The sequence below is a fragment of the Bradyrhizobium guangzhouense genome (assembly GCF_004114955.1).
GTDB lineage: Bacteria > Pseudomonadota > Alphaproteobacteria > Rhizobiales > Xanthobacteraceae > Bradyrhizobium > Bradyrhizobium guangzhouense.
Genome location: NZ_CP030054.1, coordinates 942,872 through 963,734, shown reverse-complemented (window position 1 = coordinate 963,734; position 20,863 = coordinate 942,872). Strand labels below are relative to the sequence as shown.

General features: G+C 57.8%; 17 protein-coding genes and 5 pseudogenes. 14 read left to right on the top strand and 8 right to left on the bottom strand.

Annotated features, from left to right (window positions below; genetic code table 11):
- Window positions 1-11: 11 nt before the first annotated feature.
- The 11 genes and pseudogenes from XH91_RS38560 to XH91_RS38510 all read left to right on the top strand — a co-directional run bounded on the left by XH91_RS38560 (window position 12) and on the right by XH91_RS38510 (window position 12,692).
- Window positions 12-1,436 (top strand): MmgE/PrpD family protein, encoded by a 1,425-nt coding sequence (locus XH91_RS38560; RefSeq protein ID WP_128929619.1) that lies wholly within the window; start codon window positions 12-14, stop codon window positions 1,434-1,436.
- A gap of 16 nt (window positions 1,437-1,452) precedes the next feature.
- On the top strand, window positions 1,453-2,157 hold the full coding sequence (locus XH91_RS40335) for a carboxyltransferase domain-containing protein (protein WP_128929618.1): 705 nt from the start codon (window positions 1,453-1,455) through the stop codon (window positions 2,155-2,157).
- Window positions 2,154-3,200: a 5-oxoprolinase subunit C family protein gene (locus XH91_RS38550; protein ID WP_128929617.1), complete on the top strand. Its 1,047-nt coding sequence runs from the start codon at window positions 2,154-2,156 to the stop codon at window positions 3,198-3,200. The genes XH91_RS40335 and XH91_RS38550 overlap by 4 nt, the downstream gene beginning before the upstream one ends.
- Window positions 3,178-3,945: a LamB/YcsF family protein gene (locus tag XH91_RS38545; RefSeq protein WP_128929616.1), complete on the top strand. Its 768-nt coding sequence runs from the start codon at window positions 3,178-3,180 to the stop codon at window positions 3,943-3,945. Before XH91_RS38550 ends, XH91_RS38545 begins: the two co-directional genes overlap by 23 nt.
- A gap of 25 nt (window positions 3,946-3,970) precedes the next feature.
- Complete coding sequence (locus XH91_RS38540) at window positions 3,971-4,996, top strand: Ldh family oxidoreductase (protein WP_164933844.1); 1,026 nt, start codon at window positions 3,971-3,973, stop codon at window positions 4,994-4,996.
- Window positions 4,929-6,675: pseudogene (locus tag XH91_RS38535) on the top strand (MFS transporter). Before XH91_RS38540 ends, XH91_RS38535 begins: the two are co-directional and overlap by 68 nt.
- Before the next feature lie 116 nt (window positions 6,676-6,791).
- Window positions 6,792-8,087, top strand: a complete 1,296-nt coding sequence (locus tag XH91_RS38530) for an NAD(P)/FAD-dependent oxidoreductase (protein ID WP_128929614.1) — start codon at window positions 6,792-6,794, stop codon at window positions 8,085-8,087.
- Between the two features lie 7 nt (window positions 8,088-8,094).
- Window positions 8,095-9,411 carry an NAD(P)/FAD-dependent oxidoreductase gene (locus XH91_RS38525; RefSeq protein ID WP_128929613.1) on the top strand — a complete coding sequence of 439 codons (1,317 nt, stop codon included), beginning with the start codon at window positions 8,095-8,097 and terminating at the stop codon, window positions 9,409-9,411.
- Between the two features lie 29 nt (window positions 9,412-9,440).
- Window positions 9,441-10,262, top strand: a complete 822-nt coding sequence (locus tag XH91_RS38520; protein WP_164933845.1) for a pyrroline-5-carboxylate reductase family protein — start codon at window positions 9,441-9,443, stop codon at window positions 10,260-10,262.
- A 204-nt stretch (window positions 10,263-10,466) separates the two neighbouring features.
- The gene (locus XH91_RS38515) at window positions 10,467-11,873 is read left to right on the top strand and encodes an MmgE/PrpD family protein (RefSeq protein ID WP_128929611.1); all 1,407 of its coding nucleotides are present in this window, start codon (window positions 10,467-10,469) and stop codon (window positions 11,871-11,873) included.
- A gap of 162 nt (window positions 11,874-12,035) precedes the next feature.
- Window positions 12,036-12,692 carry a GntR family transcriptional regulator gene (locus XH91_RS38510; RefSeq protein ID WP_128929610.1) on the top strand — a complete coding sequence of 219 codons (657 nt, stop codon included), beginning with the start codon at window positions 12,036-12,038 and terminating at the stop codon, window positions 12,690-12,692.
- A gap of 81 nt (window positions 12,693-12,773) precedes the next feature.
- On the opposite strand, the gene XH91_RS38505 is transcribed toward XH91_RS38510, so the two are convergent.
- The 3 genes and pseudogenes from XH91_RS38505 to XH91_RS38495 form a co-directional block, all read right to left on the bottom strand.
- The gene (locus XH91_RS38505; RefSeq protein WP_371746379.1) at window positions 12,774-13,121 is read right to left on the bottom strand and encodes an ATP-binding cassette domain-containing protein; all 348 of its coding nucleotides are present in this window, start codon (window positions 13,119-13,121) and stop codon (window positions 12,774-12,776) included.
- Window positions 13,085-13,687, bottom strand: a complete 603-nt coding sequence (locus XH91_RS38500; RefSeq protein WP_128929609.1) for a plasmid pRiA4b ORF-3 family protein — start codon at window positions 13,685-13,687, stop codon at window positions 13,085-13,087. The genes XH91_RS38505 and XH91_RS38500 overlap by 37 nt, the downstream gene beginning before the upstream one ends.
- Window positions 13,684-14,070, bottom strand: a pseudogene (locus tag XH91_RS38495) (IS66 family transposase); the annotation flags it as partial. The pseudogene XH91_RS38495 and the gene XH91_RS38500, both read right to left, overlap by 4 nt.
- Window positions 14,071-14,185: 115 nt before the next feature.
- Between XH91_RS38495 and istA the strand changes: the two are divergent.
- The 3 pseudogenes from istA to XH91_RS39850 all read left to right on the top strand — a co-directional run.
- Window positions 14,186-15,676: pseudogene (gene istA, locus XH91_RS38490) on the top strand (IS21 family transposase); the annotation flags it as partial.
- An 8-nt stretch (window positions 15,677-15,684) separates the two neighbouring features.
- A pseudogene (gene istB, locus XH91_RS38485) lies at window positions 15,685-16,407 on the top strand (IS21-like element helper ATPase IstB); the annotation flags it as partial.
- A 211-nt stretch (window positions 16,408-16,618) separates the two neighbouring features.
- Window positions 16,619-17,018 (top strand): annotated as a pseudogene (locus XH91_RS39850) (3'-5' exonuclease); the annotation flags it as partial.
- A gap of 280 nt (window positions 17,019-17,298) precedes the next feature.
- Here XH91_RS39850 and XH91_RS38475 read toward each other — a convergent pair.
- The 5 genes from XH91_RS38475 to XH91_RS38455 form a co-directional block, all read right to left on the bottom strand.
- Window positions 17,299-18,960 carry a hypothetical protein gene (locus XH91_RS38475; RefSeq protein WP_128929607.1) on the bottom strand — a complete coding sequence of 554 codons (1,662 nt, stop codon included), beginning with the start codon at window positions 18,958-18,960 and terminating at the stop codon, window positions 17,299-17,301.
- A complete protein-coding gene (locus tag XH91_RS38470; protein ID WP_128929606.1) occupies window positions 18,957-19,178 on the bottom strand; it encodes a hypothetical protein in 222 nt (73 codons plus the stop codon). The genes XH91_RS38475 and XH91_RS38470 overlap by 4 nt, the downstream gene beginning before the upstream one ends.
- A 15-nt stretch (window positions 19,179-19,193) precedes the next feature.
- Window positions 19,194-19,994 carry an SAM-dependent methyltransferase gene (locus XH91_RS38465; protein ID WP_194408521.1) on the bottom strand — a complete coding sequence of 267 codons (801 nt, stop codon included), beginning with the start codon at window positions 19,992-19,994 and terminating at the stop codon, window positions 19,194-19,196.
- A gap of 111 nt (window positions 19,995-20,105) precedes the next feature.
- Window positions 20,106-20,363, bottom strand: coding sequence for a hypothetical protein (locus XH91_RS38460; RefSeq protein WP_128929604.1), 258 nt, complete (start codon window positions 20,361-20,363; stop codon window positions 20,106-20,108).
- Window positions 20,364-20,603: 240 nt separating this feature from the next.
- Window positions 20,604-20,795 carry a hypothetical protein gene (locus tag XH91_RS38455; RefSeq protein ID WP_128929603.1) on the bottom strand — a complete coding sequence of 64 codons (192 nt, stop codon included), beginning with the start codon at window positions 20,793-20,795 and terminating at the stop codon, window positions 20,604-20,606.
- Window positions 20,796-20,863 lie beyond the last annotated feature (68 nt).

The following is a 20,863-nucleotide window of genomic DNA, read 5'->3' as shown; positions in this document are numbered from 1 at the left end:
AGTATCATAATATGAACGAGATCACTTCCAGTGCCGCCGAGGCGACGCGATCACGTCCACCCGTGACCGCCTTCCTTGCTGATTGGGTTACGAAACTGCGCTTTTCCGACATCCCGACAGAGGCGGTGGAGACGACCAAGCGCGCTTTCGCAGACACGTTGTCTGTGACGCTTGCGGGCGCAGGCGAGGCGGCCGCAAGCAGGGCGCGTCAAGCTTTGGTCGATGAACCCGGCAAATCGCTGGTTATCGGCACTTCCTTGCGCACGACGGCGAGAACGGCGGCTTTTCTCAATGGTGTGGCAGCTCATGTGCACGATTTCGATGACGGCAACGCGACTATGCTTGGCCATCCATCCACTGGCATGGTTCCGGCGCTTCTTGCGCTGGCCGACGAGCGCAACGTTTCGGGCGAACAACTGATCACCGCGTATGTGGCTGGGATGGAAGTCGGCGCCAAGATTGCGCGGGCGATGACCTACCAACATAATGCCAACGGTTGGCATACGACGTCGACTTTCGGAACCTTCGCAGCGACGGCTGCATCGGCAAAGCTGTTGGGTTTGGACGCGCAGCAGACCAGAGATGCGTTGGGGATCGCCGCCTCGATGGCTTGTGGCATCCGTCAGAACTTTGGAACGTCGACCAAGCCCGTCCACGCCGGCCGTGCTGCCGAGAACGGCGTAATGGCCGCAAAGCTGGCTCTGGCTGGCATCGACGCAAGCCCGACTGCCATCGAGGGTCATGAAGGTTTCATGCACCTATTCGGTGACTTGAGTGTGATCTGTTTTGAAGACGCAATGCGCGACATGGGAGCCCCCTTTGAAGTGATGCGCATCAACGTCAAGCTATATCCGGTTTGCGCGATGGTGCTCCCGGCTCTCGACGTGCTTGTCGAAGGCCTCCGAAATAAAGAGCTTGATCTGGCAGATATAACCTCGGTGCGTTGCGGCACCAGCTATCAAACGCTTAACATCATGCGTTATGATCGGCCTGAAAGTCACTTACAGGCAAAATTTAGCTACAGCTATTGCGTGGCTGTGGCACTGCGAAAAGGCGACGTCACGCTAGCCGATTTCACTCCCGATGCGCTCAAGGATCCCGCGACGCGCAAGATAATGGAGTCGGTTGAACCTTATGTTCATCCAGACCAGAGCACGCCAGAGCTTTTCGAGCCGCTCTACAGAGCCGGAAAAGCCTTTACCGAAGTTGATGTCATGCGGCGAGACGGGAGTCTCTTTAAACGGCGCAAATCCAATTATATCGGCTCGAGCAGCGACCCCGTCAGTTGGGAACATCTGGAGCGGAAATATCGGGCGTGTACTGATGGAATGTTCGATTCCGCCAGGTCGGATCTTATTTTGACACGTTTCCAACATTTGGACAGGCTGAACCGGGTCGGTACACCAATTCTATTGGGCCTTGAAGAGCTGCAGTGACGGACAAAGTACGGGCATGTGCGCAAAGCTAGTGGTTCTTGATGCACCGAGGGTCAGTCACTGCGGTGCTTCGGCTCTGCTGCTCGATGCCGAAGGGCCACTTTCGTTGCAAACGCAGCAACGCATTTGGGCGTTGGATAGAACGGTCCGGAATTGGCAAGAGGTGACTGACGCGCAGGTGGGATTGAACAGCCTCTTAATCGTTGTCGACCCTTTGACAACGGACACCGAGCCTTTGGCGATGAGATTTTTGGCGGAATGGAATGGAACGACCGCTTGGTCCGGTAATGGCCGCACACTCGAAATCGGGATCGTTTACGGGGGAGCTGCAGGTCGGCACCTGCGCGAAGTTGCCGATCGTCTCGGAGTATCGCCGAGCAGGGTGGCTGAATTGCATTCGGCAGGCAATTACACTGTCTTTGCGCCTGGAACGGGTCCAGGCTTCGGCTTTCTCTTCGGACTGGATAGACGGCTGCACCTGCCACGCCGGCCTGAACCTCAAATGGTACCCAATGGTCCAAATTTGAGCATGGCGGGAGCGCAGACGTCTCTTGGACCGCCGTTGAAGCCGGGGGAGGAGCCTTCGCTCGTTCCAAGCGGCTGGTACGCACTCGGACATGCACCGGCATCGCCCATACCGTTCGACTTCAGCAAAACGCCGCCCAACGTTCTTGACCTGGGAGACTGCATTCGTTTCCGAATCGAACGGGTTGAGACATGATCGAAGTGCTTCAAACGCTTCCCTTGAATTCTGTGCAGGATTTGGGGCGGATAGGGCAACGTCACCATGGAATTGCCCGAACGGGAGCGGCCGACCGGGTCGCTCTATCGGTGGGCAACATCTTGCTTGGAAATTCCACTGAGGCCGCCGGAATTGAGGTCCAGATGGGTCCCATGCGGTTGCTGTTCAATCAGCAAATCATGGTTGCACTGTGTGGGGCCGATTGTCAGGCCGTTCTCAACCAACGTCAAGTCGCACCATGGTCGCGTTTCGCGGTTGCGCCGGGCGACGAGCTGGCGATTGGACCGGCACGTATGGGGCTTAGAGCCTATCTTTGTGTGCCCGGAGGCATCGACGTTCCCGAGGTGCTGGGATCCCGCAGCACCTATTTCAGGCAACGCGTTGGTGGCCTGGAAGGGCGCATGCTTCGCGTAGGCGACAAGCTAGGCGCTCTGAAAAAGAGTGCGCAGCCGCAACCCGAACTCTCCGTCTTGCCGCCCGACAACGTTCTCGAACGCGGACTTCACGCATTAGCGGAGCAGGACGATATTGTTCTCCGCGTCGTTCGTGCCGGAGAATATGATGATTTCACATCTAGGTCGCAGCAAACGTTCTGGCGTGATCCCTGGAGGGTCTCCGCTCAGAGCAATAGAATGGGCTATCGATTGGATGGCGCCGAACTGATGCGTACCGACCCCGGAGAAATGCGATCATGTCCGATCACGCCCGGGGTGATCCAGGTGCCCCCAGGCGGGCGCCCTATCGTGCAATTGGTCGACGGCAACTCTGCGGGTGGCTATCCGAAAATTGGTTACGTCATAGAAGCCGATCTCTGGCGCGTCGCCCAAGCGCGGCCAGGCAGCGTGTTCCGTTTCGTGGAATGTTCGGTAACCGAAGCGCGTAAGGCTCTATCTGAGATCGTGAAATATTTGGACAGGCTGGGTTGCCTGATAGCGACGGCCGACAACGGCGGCGTACCAGCGCGCATTTCGCGAGAAACCGAGGCAGGGATGGCGAACGATGAAAATCGATATCAATTCTGACATCGGAGAAGGGTTCGGGCGTTGGCGGCTTTGCGATGACGCCGCTCTGATGGCGCTGATTTCGTCCGCGAATGTGGCCTGCGGTTTTCACGCGGGTGATGCGGTCATCATGACCGACATGGCGGCGCAGGCGAGAGCGCGGGGAGTGGCGCTAGGAGCGCATGTCGGCCTGCCCGATCTACTAGGCTTCGGTCGTGTTCCGATGAAGATTGATCCCCACGATATGCGGAAACACGCACTTTACCAGTTGGGCGCTCTCTCGGCGATCGCCAAGGCTGAAGGTTATAAGGTGACACATGCCGGTACGCATGGCGTCTTTGGCATGATGTCGCGCGAAACACCGGAATATCTTCAGCTCATCTTCGATGCTTTCAAAGCCTATGATCCCGACATCATCGTGCCGGGAGAACCCGGCAGCCCTTGGCAAGCTTACGCGCGGAAGATCGGGTTGCGGACTGTTGGACGAATTTATGCCGACCGGGCCTACGAGGAAGACGGCTCGCTCGTTTCGCGAAAGAAGCAGGGAGCAGTCATCAACGATCTCGATCAAATCGCCGCGAGAGCAAGCCAGTTCTTGAATGACGGCACGGTGACAGCTATCACGGGAAAACGAATCAAGTTGGATGCGAAAAGCATTCTGGTTCATTCAGATACGCCTGGCTCGGTCGAGATTGCCAAGACTTTGCGCGACACGATTGAGAGAGGCGGTGGACAAGTGACGCCACTGACAGAGCTTGTCGAATAGAACAGCGTTCATCGCGGAGCGTCACTTGACCGTAGCGGACGACGAAATTCAGATCCCGCTAGAGATCCTCGAACCCAAATTAGCTTCGGCCTTGCGCAGAGCGGGACTGTCGGAACCCATCGCACGAATCATTGCCGAAACGGTTGCCGGCGCCGAAATCGACGGCAGTAGAAGCCACGGGATCCATCGCTTGCCCGGCTATGTCTCAAGCATATCCAGCGGCTGGATTAATACTGCAGCTAAACCGGCTTGCGAGCAGACGCGGCCCGGCTGTTTGGCGGTTGAGGCTGACAACGGGTTTGCTCAACAAGCAACGCGCGCCTTCTCGAACCGTCTTGCTGGTATGGCTCGGAGCCAAGGTGTCGCGACGATGTTTGTCCGCAATTCGCATCATTTTGGTGCTTTGTGGCAGGACGTGGAACCCCTGGCGCGCGCCGGTCTGATCTCAATTGCGATGGTGAACAGTCGCAGCCATATGGCTGTTTGGCAGGGTAAGCGAAAGACGCTCGGCACCAATCCGATCGCATTTGCCTGTCCAAGGACAAACGCGCCGCCTTTGGTGTGGGACCAAGCTTCGAGCATCATGTCGCACGGCGACATCCTGCTGCACGCTGCCGCTGGTAGACCCGTTCCTTCAGGGGTCGGAATTAACAGGGACGGAGACGTAACTACTGATCCGGCGGCGATACTGGACGGGGGGGCGCTCCTGCCGTTCGGCGGAGCAAAAGGAGCGTCGCTTGCCTTTATGGCCGAGGTTCTGGTGGCGGCACTCTCCGGCGGCACCTTCGGATTTGAAGATTGTTCTTCCAACTTTCCTGGGGCGAAGACCTCGAATGCCGGGCAATTCATTTTGGCCCTTGATCCCGGTGCTGGCGGGAATGCTTCGTTCCAGGGACAGTTGGAGAGGCTAATAGCGGAATTGAAACACGCAGGATCAACTCGCATGCCGGCCGATAACCGCTATCGGCGTCGCCAAGCGGTGCATGAAAGCGGAATGCTGTCGGTCGATGCGCGCAATTGGGCGCGCGTTCTCAGTTTGGCGGAGGACTAGCGATCTTGATATCGCGAAGGCGACAAGTGTTGCCAAAAGCATCACCGAGACAATTGTGCCGGTTCCCCTGTTTCTGTCTCCATTAAAGCAAAAGGCGTTTCGATCGCTCTGGATCGCGACGATGATGTCGAATCTCGGGACGCTTGTGCAGTCGGTGGGCGCCAGCTGGGTCATGGCCACTATGATGGGTTCGCAGGCCATGGTGGCGCTGGTTCAGACAATGAATTCCCTTCCCGTGATGATCTTCTCGATGATAGCGGGTGCGCTGGCGGATAATTATAGTCGTCGTCGCATATTGATCATGGCACAAGGTGGCATGGTGTTAGTATCCGCGGTTCTCGCGACTTCTATCTGCTTCAATGTTCTGGATCCTTGGCTTCTTCTCGCCCTTACATTTCTAATCGGTTGTGGCAACGCGCTGTACAATCCCGCGTGGCAAGCCTCGATAGGCGATGTCATCTCAAAGGAAGATGTTGCCGGCGCGGTCGGTTTGAATGGGCTCAGCTTCAACATGATGCGCAGCGTTGGCCCTGCCTCGGGCGGATTGGTCGTCGTAGTGGCAGGGTCCGCCGCGGCGTTCGCTGCGAATGTTCTTCTCACACTGCCGCTGATAGGCGCGCTCTTGCATTGGAAGCCGCACTATCCAAAGCCGGAGCTCCCCCCGAGCATGTGGGAGCAGCGATTGGTGCCGGCCTTCGTTACATCAGGGTGTCTCCCCATCTTTTGAGAGTTCTCCTACGAACGGCGATCTTCAACTTGGCCGGTGTCGTCGTTTTGGCTCTGCTTCCGTTGGTTGCACGAGACACGTTGAAGGGAACGGCACTAACCTACGGCATGATGTTGGGCACTTTTGGCTTCGGTGCGATCGGCGGCGGCTTGGCAAACGCTGCCATTGTCCGCAAGTTCAATAACGAGGTTGTCATTCGCGCAACTTTCGCGAATTTTGCGCTCGCGCTCATCTTGTTGGGCGCTTCAACTTCGATGCCCCTTAGCTGCATCGCACTACTTGTCGCCGGTGCCTGTTGGGTCATTTCATTGTCCTTATTCAACGTCACCGTGCAACTGTCACGCCACGGTGGGTGGTTGGAAGAGCGCTCTCCTTCTATCAGACCGCGACTTTCGGCGGGATGGCCCTTGTATCCTGGCTTTGGGGCGAAGTTGCAGGTTCACACGGTCTTTCGATCGCCTTCGTGGCGGCAGGGACCGTAATGATGATCGGAGCGGTCTTGGGCTTTCAATATCCGCTTCACGCGTTGTCCGGCGATGATCTCGATCCCATCGGACCATTCCAAGCGCCCGAGCCTATGGTCGAGATCAAGCCGGATTCGGGGCCGGTCTTGGTCTTAATAGAGTATGAAATTGCCCACGAGGATACTCTTCGCTTTCTTGAGCTGATGCGAGAACGGCGTCGTATCCGTTTGCGTGACTGGGCCCGTCGTTGGGCCTTGTTACGAGACATTGAACGGCCACTCGTCTGGGTTGAAAGCTACTACTCGCCAACGTGGATCGAATATCTGCGTCATCATGGCCGCCGTGTACGGGCAGACGCTGACAACTTGGCGTCGCTTCGCAGTCTACATCGGGGGCCTAAGGATCTGCGTCGTGTGCATCGCCTGATTGATAGCCGGATTGTTCCCACGCGAAGCGATTTTCCGCCAAAACCCGAAGCAATGCTTTGATCTTGAGTACGATCCAAGCGCCCTCTCACCTTTCGACGCAGAAGTTGGTTGATTGTATCCAATAGCTAAGTTAAGTATGCACCAAGTCTCTCGCCCTGACTTTTTGCTGGTTCGTCATGTCCCAACTGCCCGCTTCAACCAAAGTGATCGTGATAGGGGGCGGAATTATCGGCAGTTCAACTGCTTACTACCTGGCCAAGCGAGGGGTTCCAACCTTGCTTTGCGAGAAGGGACTTATCGGAGCAGAGCAATCCGGACGCAACCAGGGTTGGGTTCGCGCTCAAAAGCGCGACGCTCAAGAAATGCCGTTGATCCGGGAAAGTTTGCGAATCTGGAACGATCTGGAGCGGCAGCTAGGCCAAAGTGTCGGCTTTAAACAGACGGGTATTTTGACGGTATTCAAGCGCGACGAGGAAGCAGAAGCTTGTGAAAGCTGGCTCGCCAACACCTGTCCCGACGATATCGTTGCTCGCATCGTTTCAGGGGCTGAATTGCGAGCCTTGCTGCCTGGCGCGTCAAGACCGTGGGCTTGCGGCCTGTATTCTCCCAATGACGGCAGGGCGGAGCCATCATTGGCAGCTGCTGCGTACGCAAGCGCGGCGAGGGCGCTCGGCGCGCAGATTGTCGTGTCATGCGCTGTGAGAGGAATTGAAACCCGGGCGGGACGCATTTGTGGCGTTGTGACGGAGCTCGGGCCAGTATCTTGCGAAGCAGTTGTTTTGGCGGGCGGAGTTTGGTCTTCGCTCTTTTGTAACAATATGGGTTTGCGGTTGCCGCAACTCAAGACAATGTCGAGCCTTGTCCGAGCGTACCCGTTGGAAGGGGCTCCAAAAACGTCGATCAAGGGCCCCGATTTTTCGATCCGCACTCGGCACGATGGAGGGTTCACCATAGGTTACGGCGCGTGGAATCGAACGGAAATCGTGCCCGACAGTTTCCGCTATCTCGTCGACTATTTGCCGATGATTTTGACTGGTGGAAACAATGTACGGCTGCGTCTGGGGCGGCGCACGCTTGCGGAGCTGTTTCAGAAATCGCGCTGGCGCATGGATGAACAAACGCCTTTTGAACAGACACGTGTCCTGGATCCCGTGCCATCACTATACGATCTTCGTCAGGCGCAGCGTAATATCAGTCGCGAGTTTCCCGTATTCGCCAATATGAGAGTTGCCGCAACCTGGGCCGGCCTGATCGATGTCATGCCCGATACAAAGCCGGTCATTGGGGCAGTGGACACCATTCCGGGATTTTTTATCAGTAGCGGGTACTCCGGTCACGGCTTTGGGATTGGTCCTGCGGCCGGGCATCTGACGGCTGATCTGGTTACTTCCGAAAAACCTATCGTCGATCCTTCTCCTTTTACTTTCAACCGGCTGTCGAGCGTCAAACGCCAGCCGGCTTTCGCACAGTAGAACGGATATGTATCGCGCAAGCACGTATCAGATGCGAAGCGGTTGGAACGCGATGCTACCGCCTCGCATTTGCCGGCCCGCCCTCAACGGAAAGCTGAGCGTCGATCATGCCGTTGTAGGCGCAGGTTTCACTGGGCTCGCTGTTGCAAGAAGGCTCAAAGAGCTGGAACCCGAAACTGATATTCTCATCATTGACGGCGGAACAGTTGGCGAGAATGCTTCAGGTCGGAATTCCGGCTTTTCTGGCAGCGATCTGCCAACGGTGAGTATGGCATCGGCCAGCAGAGCTGACGCCTCAGCCGATGCTCTAAGCAAACAGAACGTCATAGCCGTATTTGATGCCGAGGGTTTGGCTTGGCTGAAAGACCTCGTGGCCCGGTACGGGATCGATTGCGGGCTTCGACAGGTCGGTTCGTTCAAGGCCGCTGTAAGCGAGCGAGCCGCTGCGGCTCTGTTGAGAATGAGCGAGAGCGCATCGACACAGGGCCGCACGCTTCCGGTTTACAAACAAGATGCTTTGGAAGAGCTAACCGGCACATGCTTTTATCGGTTGGCCATTCGATCCGAGTCTACACATCTATTTCAGCCGGCTGCGCTCGTGCGCGGTCTGGCAGATCATCTACCTTCTGACATTGTCTTTCATGAAGGAACCACTGTCAGCAACATCGAAAAAGTAGGTGAGCGTTGGCACTTGACTTGTCCGCAGGCGCGGATATCCGCGCGGAACGTCATCCTGGCCAACAATGCCTTTGTTAAGCTGCTGGGATACGGCAAAGATCGGTTGGTTTCCTTATTTACTTATGTGGGCGTGACGGAAAGGCTGGGCAACAGGGCACGTCTGCTCGGTAGTCTTCCGGAATGGGGCATGACGTCGGCCCAACGGGCCGGTGGTAGCACCCTTCGTAGACTTTCCGACGGACGCTGTATGATCCGCAGCCTCTATTCCTATGAGGCCGAGCTCAAGGAGAGCGTAATCCGACGAAGATTGCTCGATCGGTTTCGCCGTCGTTATCCGCATCTTGCGGATATCGACTTCGAATACGTATGGGGCGGAGTTACCGACGTCACGCGTGGAGGCGCTCCATTTTGGGGAGAGCTGGAGCAGGGGCTTTTTATAAGTGCCGGCTATAACGGCTCTGGTGTCGCGAAAGGTACCGCATTGGGGCGCCGTCTTGCCGAACTAGTCGCCGGCAAAGTCGCACAAGAAACGGTGACTGGACCGCTCGGCCGTCCCGGATGGCTGCCGCCCGAGCCATTCAGATTCGTCGGCGTGCGTGGCACGGCAATGTACGAGGAATTCCGTGCCGGTGCAGATGCAACCTGATCTCAAAGTTGGACCAGCAGGATAGGGAAATGGTGGTGATGAAGGAGTCCACTCGACTGCTGTTCTTCGGCGGGGGAAATATGGGTTCGGCTCTTATCCGAGGAGTACGCCAAGCACTACCTAATTTAAAATTGATCTTGGTTGATCCGGATGTCGGCCGAGTGGAAGACGCTGTGCGTGGTCTTCAAGGCGTATCAATCTTGCCGGACGCTCCGAGTTCATCATCAGGCTACGATCTGCTCGTATTGGCGGTGAAGCCGCAGAATGTTGCAACTTTCTCTGATGGACATCGACGCTTGCTGGCCGAGAGTCCGGTTCTTTCGGTTATGGCCGGCATGCCGCTTGGGCGATTAATGGAGGTATGCGGCAGTGCGAGAGTGGCGCGCGTTATGCCCAACCTTCCTGCGTTTGTTGGTCAAGGGACGAGCCTCGGCGTAACCGGGCAGACGTTTCCAATCTCGGCAAAAACGGCCGTAGAGCAAGTCTTCGCGCCAGTCGGCAAATTTGAATGGGTGGTGGACGCGGCATTGATTGACAAGGCTATGCCGTTCTACGCCTGCGCGCCTCGCTATATTTTCGCTTTTGCTGAGCAGCGGCGCAAGCGGCTGGCGAGGCTGGATTTTGATACAGAATTCGCTCAGTTGCTCGTTGCGCAGACGATGTTGGGTTCGGCGGCGATGTTAGCAGCTGATCCGCGCTCGCCTTCCGAGCTCAAGCGAGCCGTCATAAGTCCGGGAGGGACCACTGAGGCTGGCGTGATCGAAATGGAGCGTGAGGGGGCCCTTCCCAAGATAGTACGCGCTGCAACCAGCGCTGCGTATCGACGGAGTGTCGAACTAAGAAAAAGTTAGATTTGGGATCGCAAGACGATTGGGAGGTTCGAAAGTGTACGGCGAATTCTCGCCGAACTGGATGCGTAAGCGGCCGGATCGCGCTGCCGCGCACCGAAGGCGCGATTTGAAAAATGGCGGACCTATGCCAATCGAGCTCGAACCGAATTGGCCGGACAAAAACGTCTGGTCGGCATAATCGATAGATAAGCAAAAGGAAGCAAAATGAACGCGAAAAGAGCGTCAGACTCTCAAAAGCAGCGACCGGAAGTCGGCCGCATCCTTGCTGACTTCTGCGCGGAGCTGAAGTTCGAATCAATGTCCGCTGCCGCCGTCGAGGCCGCAAAGAGGGGCATTGCCGACACGTTGTCTGTTGCCCTAGCGGCGAAAGCTGAGGAAGTTGCGGGAGTCATGGGCGGGTTCTTCGCCGAAGAACCAGGAAAGGCACGTGTCTGGAATACTGCGCTGCGAACGACAGCTCGAAATGCTGCTCTGGCCAATGGCGCTATGGCTCATGCGCATGACTTCGACGACGGTAATTATGCGATGGTGGGGCATCCATCCGCCCCAGTATTGCCCGCTATCCTTGCGCTCGCAGACGAACTGGCAGCTTCGGGTGCAGATATCATTGCGGCCTATGCGGCCGGTGTCGAGATGGAAGGCCGTCTCGGCATCGCCGTAACCTATGAACACAATGGTCGTGGCTGGCACACAACTTCCTCGCTCGGGACATTCGGAGCTGCCGCTGCCGCCGGAAACCTGTTGGGGCTTGATGGCAAGCTCATGCTAGAAGCCTTCGGAATTGCAGCCTCGCTTGCATCTGGATTACGTCAAAACTTCGGATACATGACCAAACCGCTACATGCAGGATTCGCAGCGCAGAACGGCGTCCTTGCCGCCAAACTTGCTAAGGCCGGAATGCGATCAAGCCCTAATGCGATCGAGGGGCACGAGGGGTTTTTCGATCTCTTTACAGATCCAGAAAAGCTGAACGCGGACGAAGCAATCCGCGATCTTGGCCTATCCCTCGAACTCATCCGCAATAACCCCAAGCTTTATCCGACATGCTCGCTTGTACATCCGGCCCTGGATCTTGTAACGGAGGGTATTGCGAGTGGCGAAATCGTGGCGGACGACCTCGAGGTCATCAATGTGGGCGTCAGCTACCATGCTTTGAATTTAATGCGATACAACGATCCGAAAGATGCACTGCAGGCGAGGTTCAGCATCCCGTATTGCATAGCGGCGGCATTGGCGCATGGCGACGTAACGCTTGGGAGTTTTTCCGACCAGTCCGTTGCCGGAAATGAGATCCGCGGCCGCATGGGCAAAGTCAATGCCTATGTTCATCCCGACCTGTCAACCAAGGAGCAGTTCGAAAAGGTCTATACCAAAGGAGCCGCCTTTACCGAAATCGAAGCGGTTCACAAGTCGGGGAAGATCCATCTCAAGCGGCAAAGCGTGGCGGTCGGCAACCATCAATATCCGGCTCCGCCTGAAAGGCTCCGACGAAAATTCGAAACGTGTGCAGCGCTTTCTGTTGGAAAGCCGAAAGCCAGGGATCTTTGGAATATGCTGATGAAACTCGAAACTGTGCAGTGGTCGGAAGTCGATAGCCTTCTGGATGAGTAGTCAATACAATCTGTCAGAATCAACATCTGCTGGTGGTGGGTATTTAGGGAGAACAACGGAGGTCGGAAGGCCCAGAAACGCTTGATGTTCGGGTGAGCGAATTGCTTTCGTCCTCCTTTTGTATATAATTTCGGCAAAGAGGATACATTTGAGGCGAAGTTTGTGACAGAACTGGACAATCAACAAAGGCCTTCGGCGACTGAGACGGTGAGAAAGCTTCTCCGGGCTGACATTCTTGCTGGGACATTCGCCCCCGGCGAGCAGCTTCGCCAAGAGGAATTGGCGGACAAATTCGGAACGAGCCGCATTCCGGTAAGGGAGGCCTTGCGACACCTCGAGGCGGAGGGTCTGGTCACGCTCCTAAACAATCGGGGCGCCAAGGTAGTCTCATTCACTTCGGCCGAGGTGATCGAATTGATGGAAATTCGCATTGCGCTGGAGTGCCGCGCGTTGCGTCTAGCCATTCCTAATATGATTCAGAGTGATTTTGATGAGGCCAAACGTATTCTCGTGGAATACGACAAGAAAAGCGACCCCGCTCAATGGGCGGAGATGAACTGGAAGTTTCACGAAACCCTCTATATCCCCTGTAATCTACCTAGATTGCTGTCTCTTATCGAAGGCAACTACGGGCAGGTGAGCTTGTTCGTCCGGGCACAAGTCTCTATGGCGTCAGGCAAGAAAACGCCGCAAGAAGAGCATGTGGATATCTTAAAAGCTTGCCGCGCCGGGAACGTTGAAAAGGCCGTCGATCTTCTCGAAGCACATATCTCTAACACCAAGAAGGCGCTCATGGTGCAGCGCCGTAGGAGTCGGTGAGCGCTCCTATTGCTGGCGCGGAAAGCGTACTTTCCTTCACGCCACCGGCGTTTCCTGAATCTTCATACTGCGGCGGTTAGATCAACCCAGTACTTTATCGAGAAATACCCGGGTCCGTTCTTCGCGTGGCGTACCCAAGATCGAACTTGGTGCACCGTGCTTGACGATGACGCCGCCATCGGTGCAGTAGCCATGATCCGCCACTTCGCGAGCGAAGCCCATCTCGTAGGTGTCGAGAATGCAGGTCATGCCTTCTGCGGCGAGATCGCGAATGGTGACCAGATCCTCCTTCTTTGTTTCCGGATCGAGCGCGGCAGGACCTCGTCGAACAGCATTACCTTCGGATTCATGGTAAGTGTAGCTCTGCGGCCCTTTTGAATGGCGCTTGACGCCTATTTTGTTCGCGTAGCGCGCCGCCGCGGTTTCCATATGTCGGACAACGCGTTGACGGCGGCTTCGAGCGCCTTCCGGTCGACGACGTTGGGATCGAACCGCCCCGGGCCCCAGAGGCGCATATGTTCGTGGTCCGGATGGGCGGGGTCTCTGATGGCTTCGAGGTATTCGGCATAACCCGGCGCACCGCCTACGTCTTCCGGAGGACAACGACCGGCGGCCTCGAGCAAGAAGGGAAGTCCCTCCGTCGTGGTGTTCTCGAACCATTTTTCGAGCTTGATCACATGGTCCCAGCTGTCGCCGAAGTCATAGAGATAGTGGATCGTCTTGGCGCCGGTCTCGCGAACGATGTCGCAGAGGCGCGCTTTGCTCGCATCCATGGGCTGGTGGCCGTAATCGTTGTGGGGATCAGGAATTCCCCAATGAACATCGCCAGCGAAGAACTCGAAGAGGTGACCGTTCGTCCAGCCGAATGCCTCCTGAAGCGTCAGATGCAACCGATCAAGGCGCAAGGTGACGGGTACGACGAGGCGACGCATCACCGCCGGCTTCACATCCTTGAGGGTCACCTTGATCCGGACCGCGGTCGTGTTCAGGTTCATGCCGCCAGCCTCGGATCAAGTGTATGCATCGTATAGGTCGACGCCCAGGGAAGCAGTTCGTCCAACCGCGCCGCAGGCCAACCATTGACGAGCTTGGCGAGAACGTCAGCGAGCCAGTGCTCGGCACTGACGCCATTGAGCTTACAGGTCTCAATGAGCGAAGCCAGCAATGCCCAATTCTCGGCACCTTCGTCGCAACCGGCAAAAAGGGAGTTCTTGGCGTTGAGCTTGATCGGCCGCATCGCACGCTCGACAGCATTCGTGTCCAATTCGATGCGCCCGTCATCAAGGTAGAGCGCCAGGCCGTTCCAATGACGCAGCGCGTAACGCAAAGCCTTCGCCGTGTCGCTCTTCGGTGCAAGGTGATCAAGCTTGGCCTCAAACTGTCATTCGGCCTGCAATATTGACCCCCTAAGCCGGGGGATCGGCGTCCAAAATTGACCCCCTACAGATTGGTCTGTTGCGCTGCCTGCTTTGGAACGAAGCAGGTGGTGGGGGATGCTGATCGTGGAGACGATTGCCCGGATCCGGCGCGAGCACTTCATCAAGGGCAAGACGATCAAGGAGATCGCCCGTGACCTGAAGGTGTCGCGGAACACGGTCCGGAAGGTGCTGAGGTCGGGAGAGACCTCCTTCGAGTACGAGCGGCAGGTGCAGCCGCGGCCAAAGCTGGGCCGATGGGCAGTAGAGCTTGACGGATTGCTGGCGGCGAACGCGGCCAAACCGGCTCGTGAACAGCTGACGTTGATCCGGATCTTCGAAGAGCTGCGCCGCCGCGGCTACGACGGCGGTTACGATGCGGTGCGGCGTTACGCCAGGCGCTGGAGCAAGGAACGCGGGCAATCGACCGCAGCCGCTTATGTCCCGCTGAGTTTTGCCCCAGGCGAAGCTTACCAGTTCGACTGGAGCCACGAGGTGGTCTTGCTGAGCGGCACCACGGTGATGGTGAAGGCCGCCCATGTTCGGCTCTGTCACAGCCGCATGCTGTTCGTGCGGGCCTATCCGCGGGAGACGCAGGAGATGGTGTTCGACGCCCACGACCGTTCGTTCGCGCTGTTCAAAGGCACCTGCACCCGCGGCATCTATGACAACATGAAGACCGCCGTAGAGACGATCTTCGTCGGTAAAGGGCGTCTCTATAATCGCCGCTTCCTGCAGATGTGCAGCCACTATCTGGTCGATCCGGTCGCCTGCACGCCAGCGTCGGGCTGGGAGAAGGGGCAGGTCGAGAACCAGGTCGGGCTGGTCAGGGAACGCTTCTTCACGCCGCGGCTGCGGTTCAAAAACCTCGACGAGTTAAACGCCTGGCTGCTCGACAAATGCATCGCCTACGCCAAGGCTCATCGCCATCCGGAGCTGGTCGATCAGACGATCTGGGAAGTGTTCGAAGCCGAACGCCCCAAACTCGTTCCCTATGCTGGCCGCTTCGACGGCTTCCATGCGGTGACGGCATCGGTCTCGAAGACCTGCCTGGTGCGCTTCGACAACAACAAGTACTCGGTCGCAGCCAGCGCAGTCGGACGGCCGGTCGAGGTTCAAGCCTATGCCGATCGCATCGTGATCCGTCAGGATGGACGCATCGTTGCCGAGCACCCGCGATCCTTTGGCCGCGGCGATACCGTCTACGACCCCTGGCATTACGTGCCGGTGCTCGCCCGCAAACCCGGCGCCTTGCGCAACGGTGCTCCCTTCAAAGACTGGGTGCTGCCGGCCGCGATCGAGCGGATCCGGCGCAAACTTGCCAGCACGGACGATGGCAATCGGCAAATGATCGACATCCTCAACGCGGTGCTGACTGACGGTCTGCCCGCGGTGGAAGCGGCCTGTGCCGAAGCGCTCAGTCACAGCGTCCATTCCGCCGATGTCGTGCTCAATATCTTGGCCCGTCAACGTGAACCCGCCCCACCGGCCAACATCATGACGCCGGCCGCACTGACGCTCCGTCATGCGCCGATCGCCGATTGTGCCCGCTACGACAACCTCCGGAGGACCATCTGATGGAACGAACCCAAATCTTCGACCTCATGGGCGAACTCAAGCTCTACGGCATGAAGGCTGCCTTCGACGAGATCATGGCAACTGCCGTCAAGCGCCAGCACGAACCTCAGCGCATTGTCGGCGACCTGCTCAACGCCGAGATCAACGAGAAGCAAGCCAGGTCGATCAAATACCAGCTCACCATTGCCAAGCTGCCGTTGGCCAAGGACATCGCCGACTTCCAGTTCGACGGCACGCCGATCAATCAGACTCTCGTCAATGATCTCGCTGGCGGCGGCTTCATCGCCCAACAACGCAACGTCTTGCTGGTTGGCGGCACCGGCACAGGCAAGACCCACCTGGCCATTGCCATCGCCAGAAGCTGCATCCGATCCGGTGCCCGTGGCCGCTTCTTCAACGTCGTCGACCTCGTCAATCGCCTCGAGACCGAGACCCGCAACGGACGGCAAGGACGGCTCGCCGAGCATCTGACCCGGATGGACTTCATCGTGCTGGATGAACTCGGCTATTTGCCCTTCGCCCAGTCCGGTGGCCAGCTTCTCTTCCACCTCGTCAGCCGGCTCCATGAGCGCGCCTCCGTCATCGTGACCACCAATCTCGCCTTCGGCGAATGGCCGAGCGTGTTCGGCGACGCCAAAATGACCACCGCGCTGCTCGACCGATTGACCCATCACTGCGACATTGTCGAAACCGGCAACGATAGCTGGCGGTTCAAGAGCCGAGACGACGATCACGCCACCGCGCTCGTCTCGCCTCCGCTATCCCGGCCAGCTCCGACGAGACGAGCGCTACCAGCAAAGCCCGCCGCACGAAGGGGTCAAAATTGGACGCCGATGAGGGGTCAAATTTGCAGGCCGATTGACAGGCAAATCGCCGCTCTTCATGAAACCGCGGTATGATCTGCCGTGGCTGGCGCAATTCGCAGCAGAGATGGCGGCGCGCTGTTGGCCGGTCTTCGAGACGAAGGCTTGGGGATGCTCGGCTACCGAGGTCGACTGGCGGAAGCATGGCTTCGAGGGGTCGCGTCTCGGCTACCTGTTGAACGGTGCCGGCCTCTTCCACCATGCGCATCGCGCGGTCGACGATTGCCACGCTTTATTGGAAATCCTCTCGATCGACCTGCCGACAACAGGAGAGCCTGCTCTCGCGCTCCTGCTCGGGACCGCCCGCAAGCCGACGCTGCGGGTGTGGGCGGAGCAATCCCCGTTCGATCTCAAGGATTTACTCAAGAGGCGCGGCTATCGCGGGAGCGACGGCAGCGACGGTCGGTCCAAATCCTGGGTACATCGACGTCTGCGAGACAGCGTCCGAGGACGAGATCGCTTTCCTGAAGGCGATCCAGTCGCGCAGACCATTGATGCTGTGGAATCCGTCGGAAGCATAACATCGGATCGAGGGGAATGTGCTCTGCATCATCTGGGCCAGCGCGTGTCCCGGACCGAGGTCGAGCGCGCGGTCGACCCCTTGCTCCGCAAGAGCCTCCAGTGTCGTCTGCCCAGGCGATCAGGCGTGCGGCTTTGTAAGCGAGCTTGGTCGTTCCGGCGCCGAGAAGATGCTTTCTGTGCCATCGTCGGCGAGGAGGATTCGCTGAGACGAGACCGGCGCCTTTGTGCTCATCGAACAAGCGCAGTGAACAGCCCGACCAGCAGGCCTACGACCGTAACGAATAGACGGAACCCGGACTCAAGCAGCGAATCGAGTGTCGCCTGCTTCTGTTCGTAACTCTTCGTCAGTTGGGCGATCGGAAACGCGCTTTGGTAGGCATCGTTGAATCGACCGTAGATCACTTCACCGGCTACCCACACAGTGCCGAAGCGGCTGATCAAGTTCATGAACTTCCGCTTTTGCAGCAAATTCTGCCAAAGCGGTTCTGCTAAGCTGAAAGCGACCACCGAGATCGACAGCCAGAAGAGGATGGAAGCGCAAACTTCCAAAAGCCTCGCTGGCCATCTCAAAAGTGTTAGCGGCCACGATGCCCGCACAGATGCGTAAATGATGACTACTGCAACAAAGAGAGCCACCAGCGAAATTAAGGCTACAGCGAGCGGGTTACGCCAAGTCCTAGGATGCAACTCGGTCCGAACGTTCTCGAGATCGCTCCCTAGTCGTAAATTCACGTGCTGCAGCGAAAACAACTGCATGACCGGGACCTCGGCGAGGAGCATCAACTGGAAGAGGTCGTCGAGAATCGAGTCTTGCACCGTCTGCCCGGCCTTCGGCCTTGAGAACGGCATCTCCGCATGGATTTCGACCGTGCTCGCACGCGAGACCAGGATCACCCCATAGTCGTATTGTAGTAGATTGGCCTCGAACGCCTGTTCGACCTCGGAGGCCGCAATGGTTTGGTCCAAGAGGCGGTAGCGGTTGTTGATCGAAACGATCTCCTGCCCTGTTTTCCCCTCTTTGAGGTCGGCCGCATTTCTCGTGTCCGCGACGGAGGAAACGTACAAGAAAGGATAGGAGAAAGACGGGTCTTGTTCATCACCCTCTTGACTTGGTTCCTTGAAGTCGCGCGAAAGATCCGGATACTTCTCTTGAAATCTGGCCCAGTAGGCTCGGGCACGTTCCAAGACTTGCCTATAGGTCTCGTTCCATCGTCGCAGCTCGGGATGAACCGCAGGACGCTCGGGGGGCTCGGTGAATAAGGCCGGAGATTCTTCCCGGAACATCTGCAGGTAAAATTTTGCAAGGTCCGAGACCTGCTCAAAGGGGGTCGACCTGTGAGCCACCTTCAGACAGCCGAAAGCCGCAGCGGGGTCGGTCAGCTTGAAGAGGTCAACCGCTTGCAAAGCATCGCACGCATGGATTGACCCGATTTTCAGCCAGAAGGCGATCGTGCCGACGCCCGTCCCAGGGAAGAGTGAAACGATCGCCCTGAAGCGAGGATTCTCAATCGGAAATTTCCGCGGCTTTTTAGCCTCCTCTCTATCAGGCTTCTCTTCAAGCTCTTGTTTATAGAGGTCGAATTTTTCGATCGGCACCTCGATGCTGAACTGAGTGACCTCGCGCCAAGCCGGTTGCGCCTTGTAGATGTTGTCTCTAGCTTTGCCGAATGCCTTGACCCAGCTTGGTGTCGCCGCTTCGGGCGTCTGCTGGGGGGACGTCGCTGCCTTGGCCGTCTTTTTTTCAGACTTTACTCGCGTGAAGTGCTTCGTGCTCCCGCATCCCCCAAACTCATGAATATTGGGTTGGTACAAGAACGGCATAATCGCCGCCGCGTAGACTTCGCGGTACGGCGGGGGTGAGTCCTGTTCGGGCTCACCTGTCTGCGTCAAGCCTGCGCAGCCTTCCGTGACGCCACACGCCTGATATCGGCGGTCGCCAGGAAACCGGCGATCTCGCGCACGGGCAACTGCGCGACAGCCGACCGCTCGGCTGATGACAGCTGTGTGAATTCCGGCATTGCTCTGATTTCACGGGCGCAATCGTCGGGCGCCGTCAGCAGCAACTCCTTCGCTCTGGCGAGCACGCGCTCAAGTGGGCCGGTAGTCATGGCAAACGTCCCGTTTCAAAAGCCGTTCTCGCGACCGCCATTGGCGGGGTCGATCGGCGGAATGTAGATTGTCGTCGCGTAATTTACCCCATCCGCCGCCAGGCTCCAAGCGCAAAGCGGAACGGTCAGAAACAGCGGCTCCGCGCCGCTCTCATCGAGGTCGCAAAAAGTTATGCGGTGGTCGGCGGGATACTGCTCGAGCAGCCGCTCCATCAATGGTGCCAGCAATGCGGGAGCCAATGCCTGCTCGCCGTCTGCGGTGGGGATCCGAAAGCTGCCGATTTGCGCGACGAGGGTCGATCGCCACGGATTGATCGAGGCTGTGCCTTCGACCAAGGGATCGGCCGAGATGACCTGGAAGCCGGCCGGGCCGACCACAAGCGGCAATCGTGCGATGATGGAATCGACGAATGAGACACCTGGTACGACGTGCGTCCGCAGACCTCTTGCCGGTGCGCCGGCTATCATCAAACGAACGGGCTCGTCGAGATACATCGGATGCCCGTAGGTCAAATACGCGACCGGACGCTCCCTGGTCGCCTTTTCGAAAATATGGGCGGCGACATCTGCGTAAATCTTCGCTCGCTCTTTCCCTTTTTCGTAGAGGTGCTCGATGTTGACGAAATCAAGCCCGTTGCTTTCGAGAAACGACCGGAGATTGGGGCTTGGCAGCGTCGTATATGAGACCACCTGACGCAGGATCGAGAGCGCTTCCAAAGTGACGTCTCGCGCAGGCAGGATTCCGCATCCGATGAGGTAGAGATCGGCGGTCTTGATCGGCGGGTACTCCGGCGAAGGTGGACAGCTTTGCGACATCACAGGTCGTTTTTACCCCAGTTCCTTCACTATCCGCTACTCCTGCCCGGAGAAATCCGGAAATTGGGAAGCGAATTCCGCTTGCCCCATCCACCCGCTCTCCTCTGTCGCCTAGCCAGCACCAGAGTTCCGGCTCGCGCGTGCTGCCTTGCGCCCTTCCTTCGCCACCTTCGCGATCGCGACGTCGAAGTTGGTCCGCCCGCGGCGCTTGTGCGGCACCGGGGGATGATCAAGAGCGGCGATGTCGTAGCGCGGGTACTTCTCGATCTCGGCCGCTATCGTCTCGATCCAGCAGTCTCCGTAGTCGTTGCCCGCGTTCGAGTCCTTGGGACGGTGGCCGGTGATGAAGCCTTCGACCTCGCGGTCCATCTTGACGTGCCTCGCCACGCTCTTGAACAGATGGCGCCAGCCGTGGTTGGGCTTCACGTCGTAGGGTATGTTGATTCCGGGACCGTGAACCCATTCGCCGATCCGCTCCGCGAGCTTGTGGAATTGAGGATGCCCTGACCGTTCCGCCGCGACGACGTTCCGGATCGTAGAACAGAGGCTTCTTGAGCTTGGCGCGGGTCGCCACTTACCTCGGTCGAGTTCGCCGCCCGGGCAGCCCCGTCACGCAGGCGGGCCCATTGAGCCTCGATGGCCACGTTGACGGCGCCGATCTTGATGTTGGCCCTGGCGTTCGTCCTTGGTCCCCAGAGTGGCCCAGAGCTCGGTCTTGCCGACCAGGGGCACCTTCTTGCGGATCCAGTAGTTCTCGGAGGTCGGTCGCTTGATCGGCTTGGGCATCTTGAAATTCGACATGGTGGAGCACCTCGGTGTGGGACCGGCCGTACAAGAACCCCTGAAAATGAAGGTTAGGCTTGTAAACA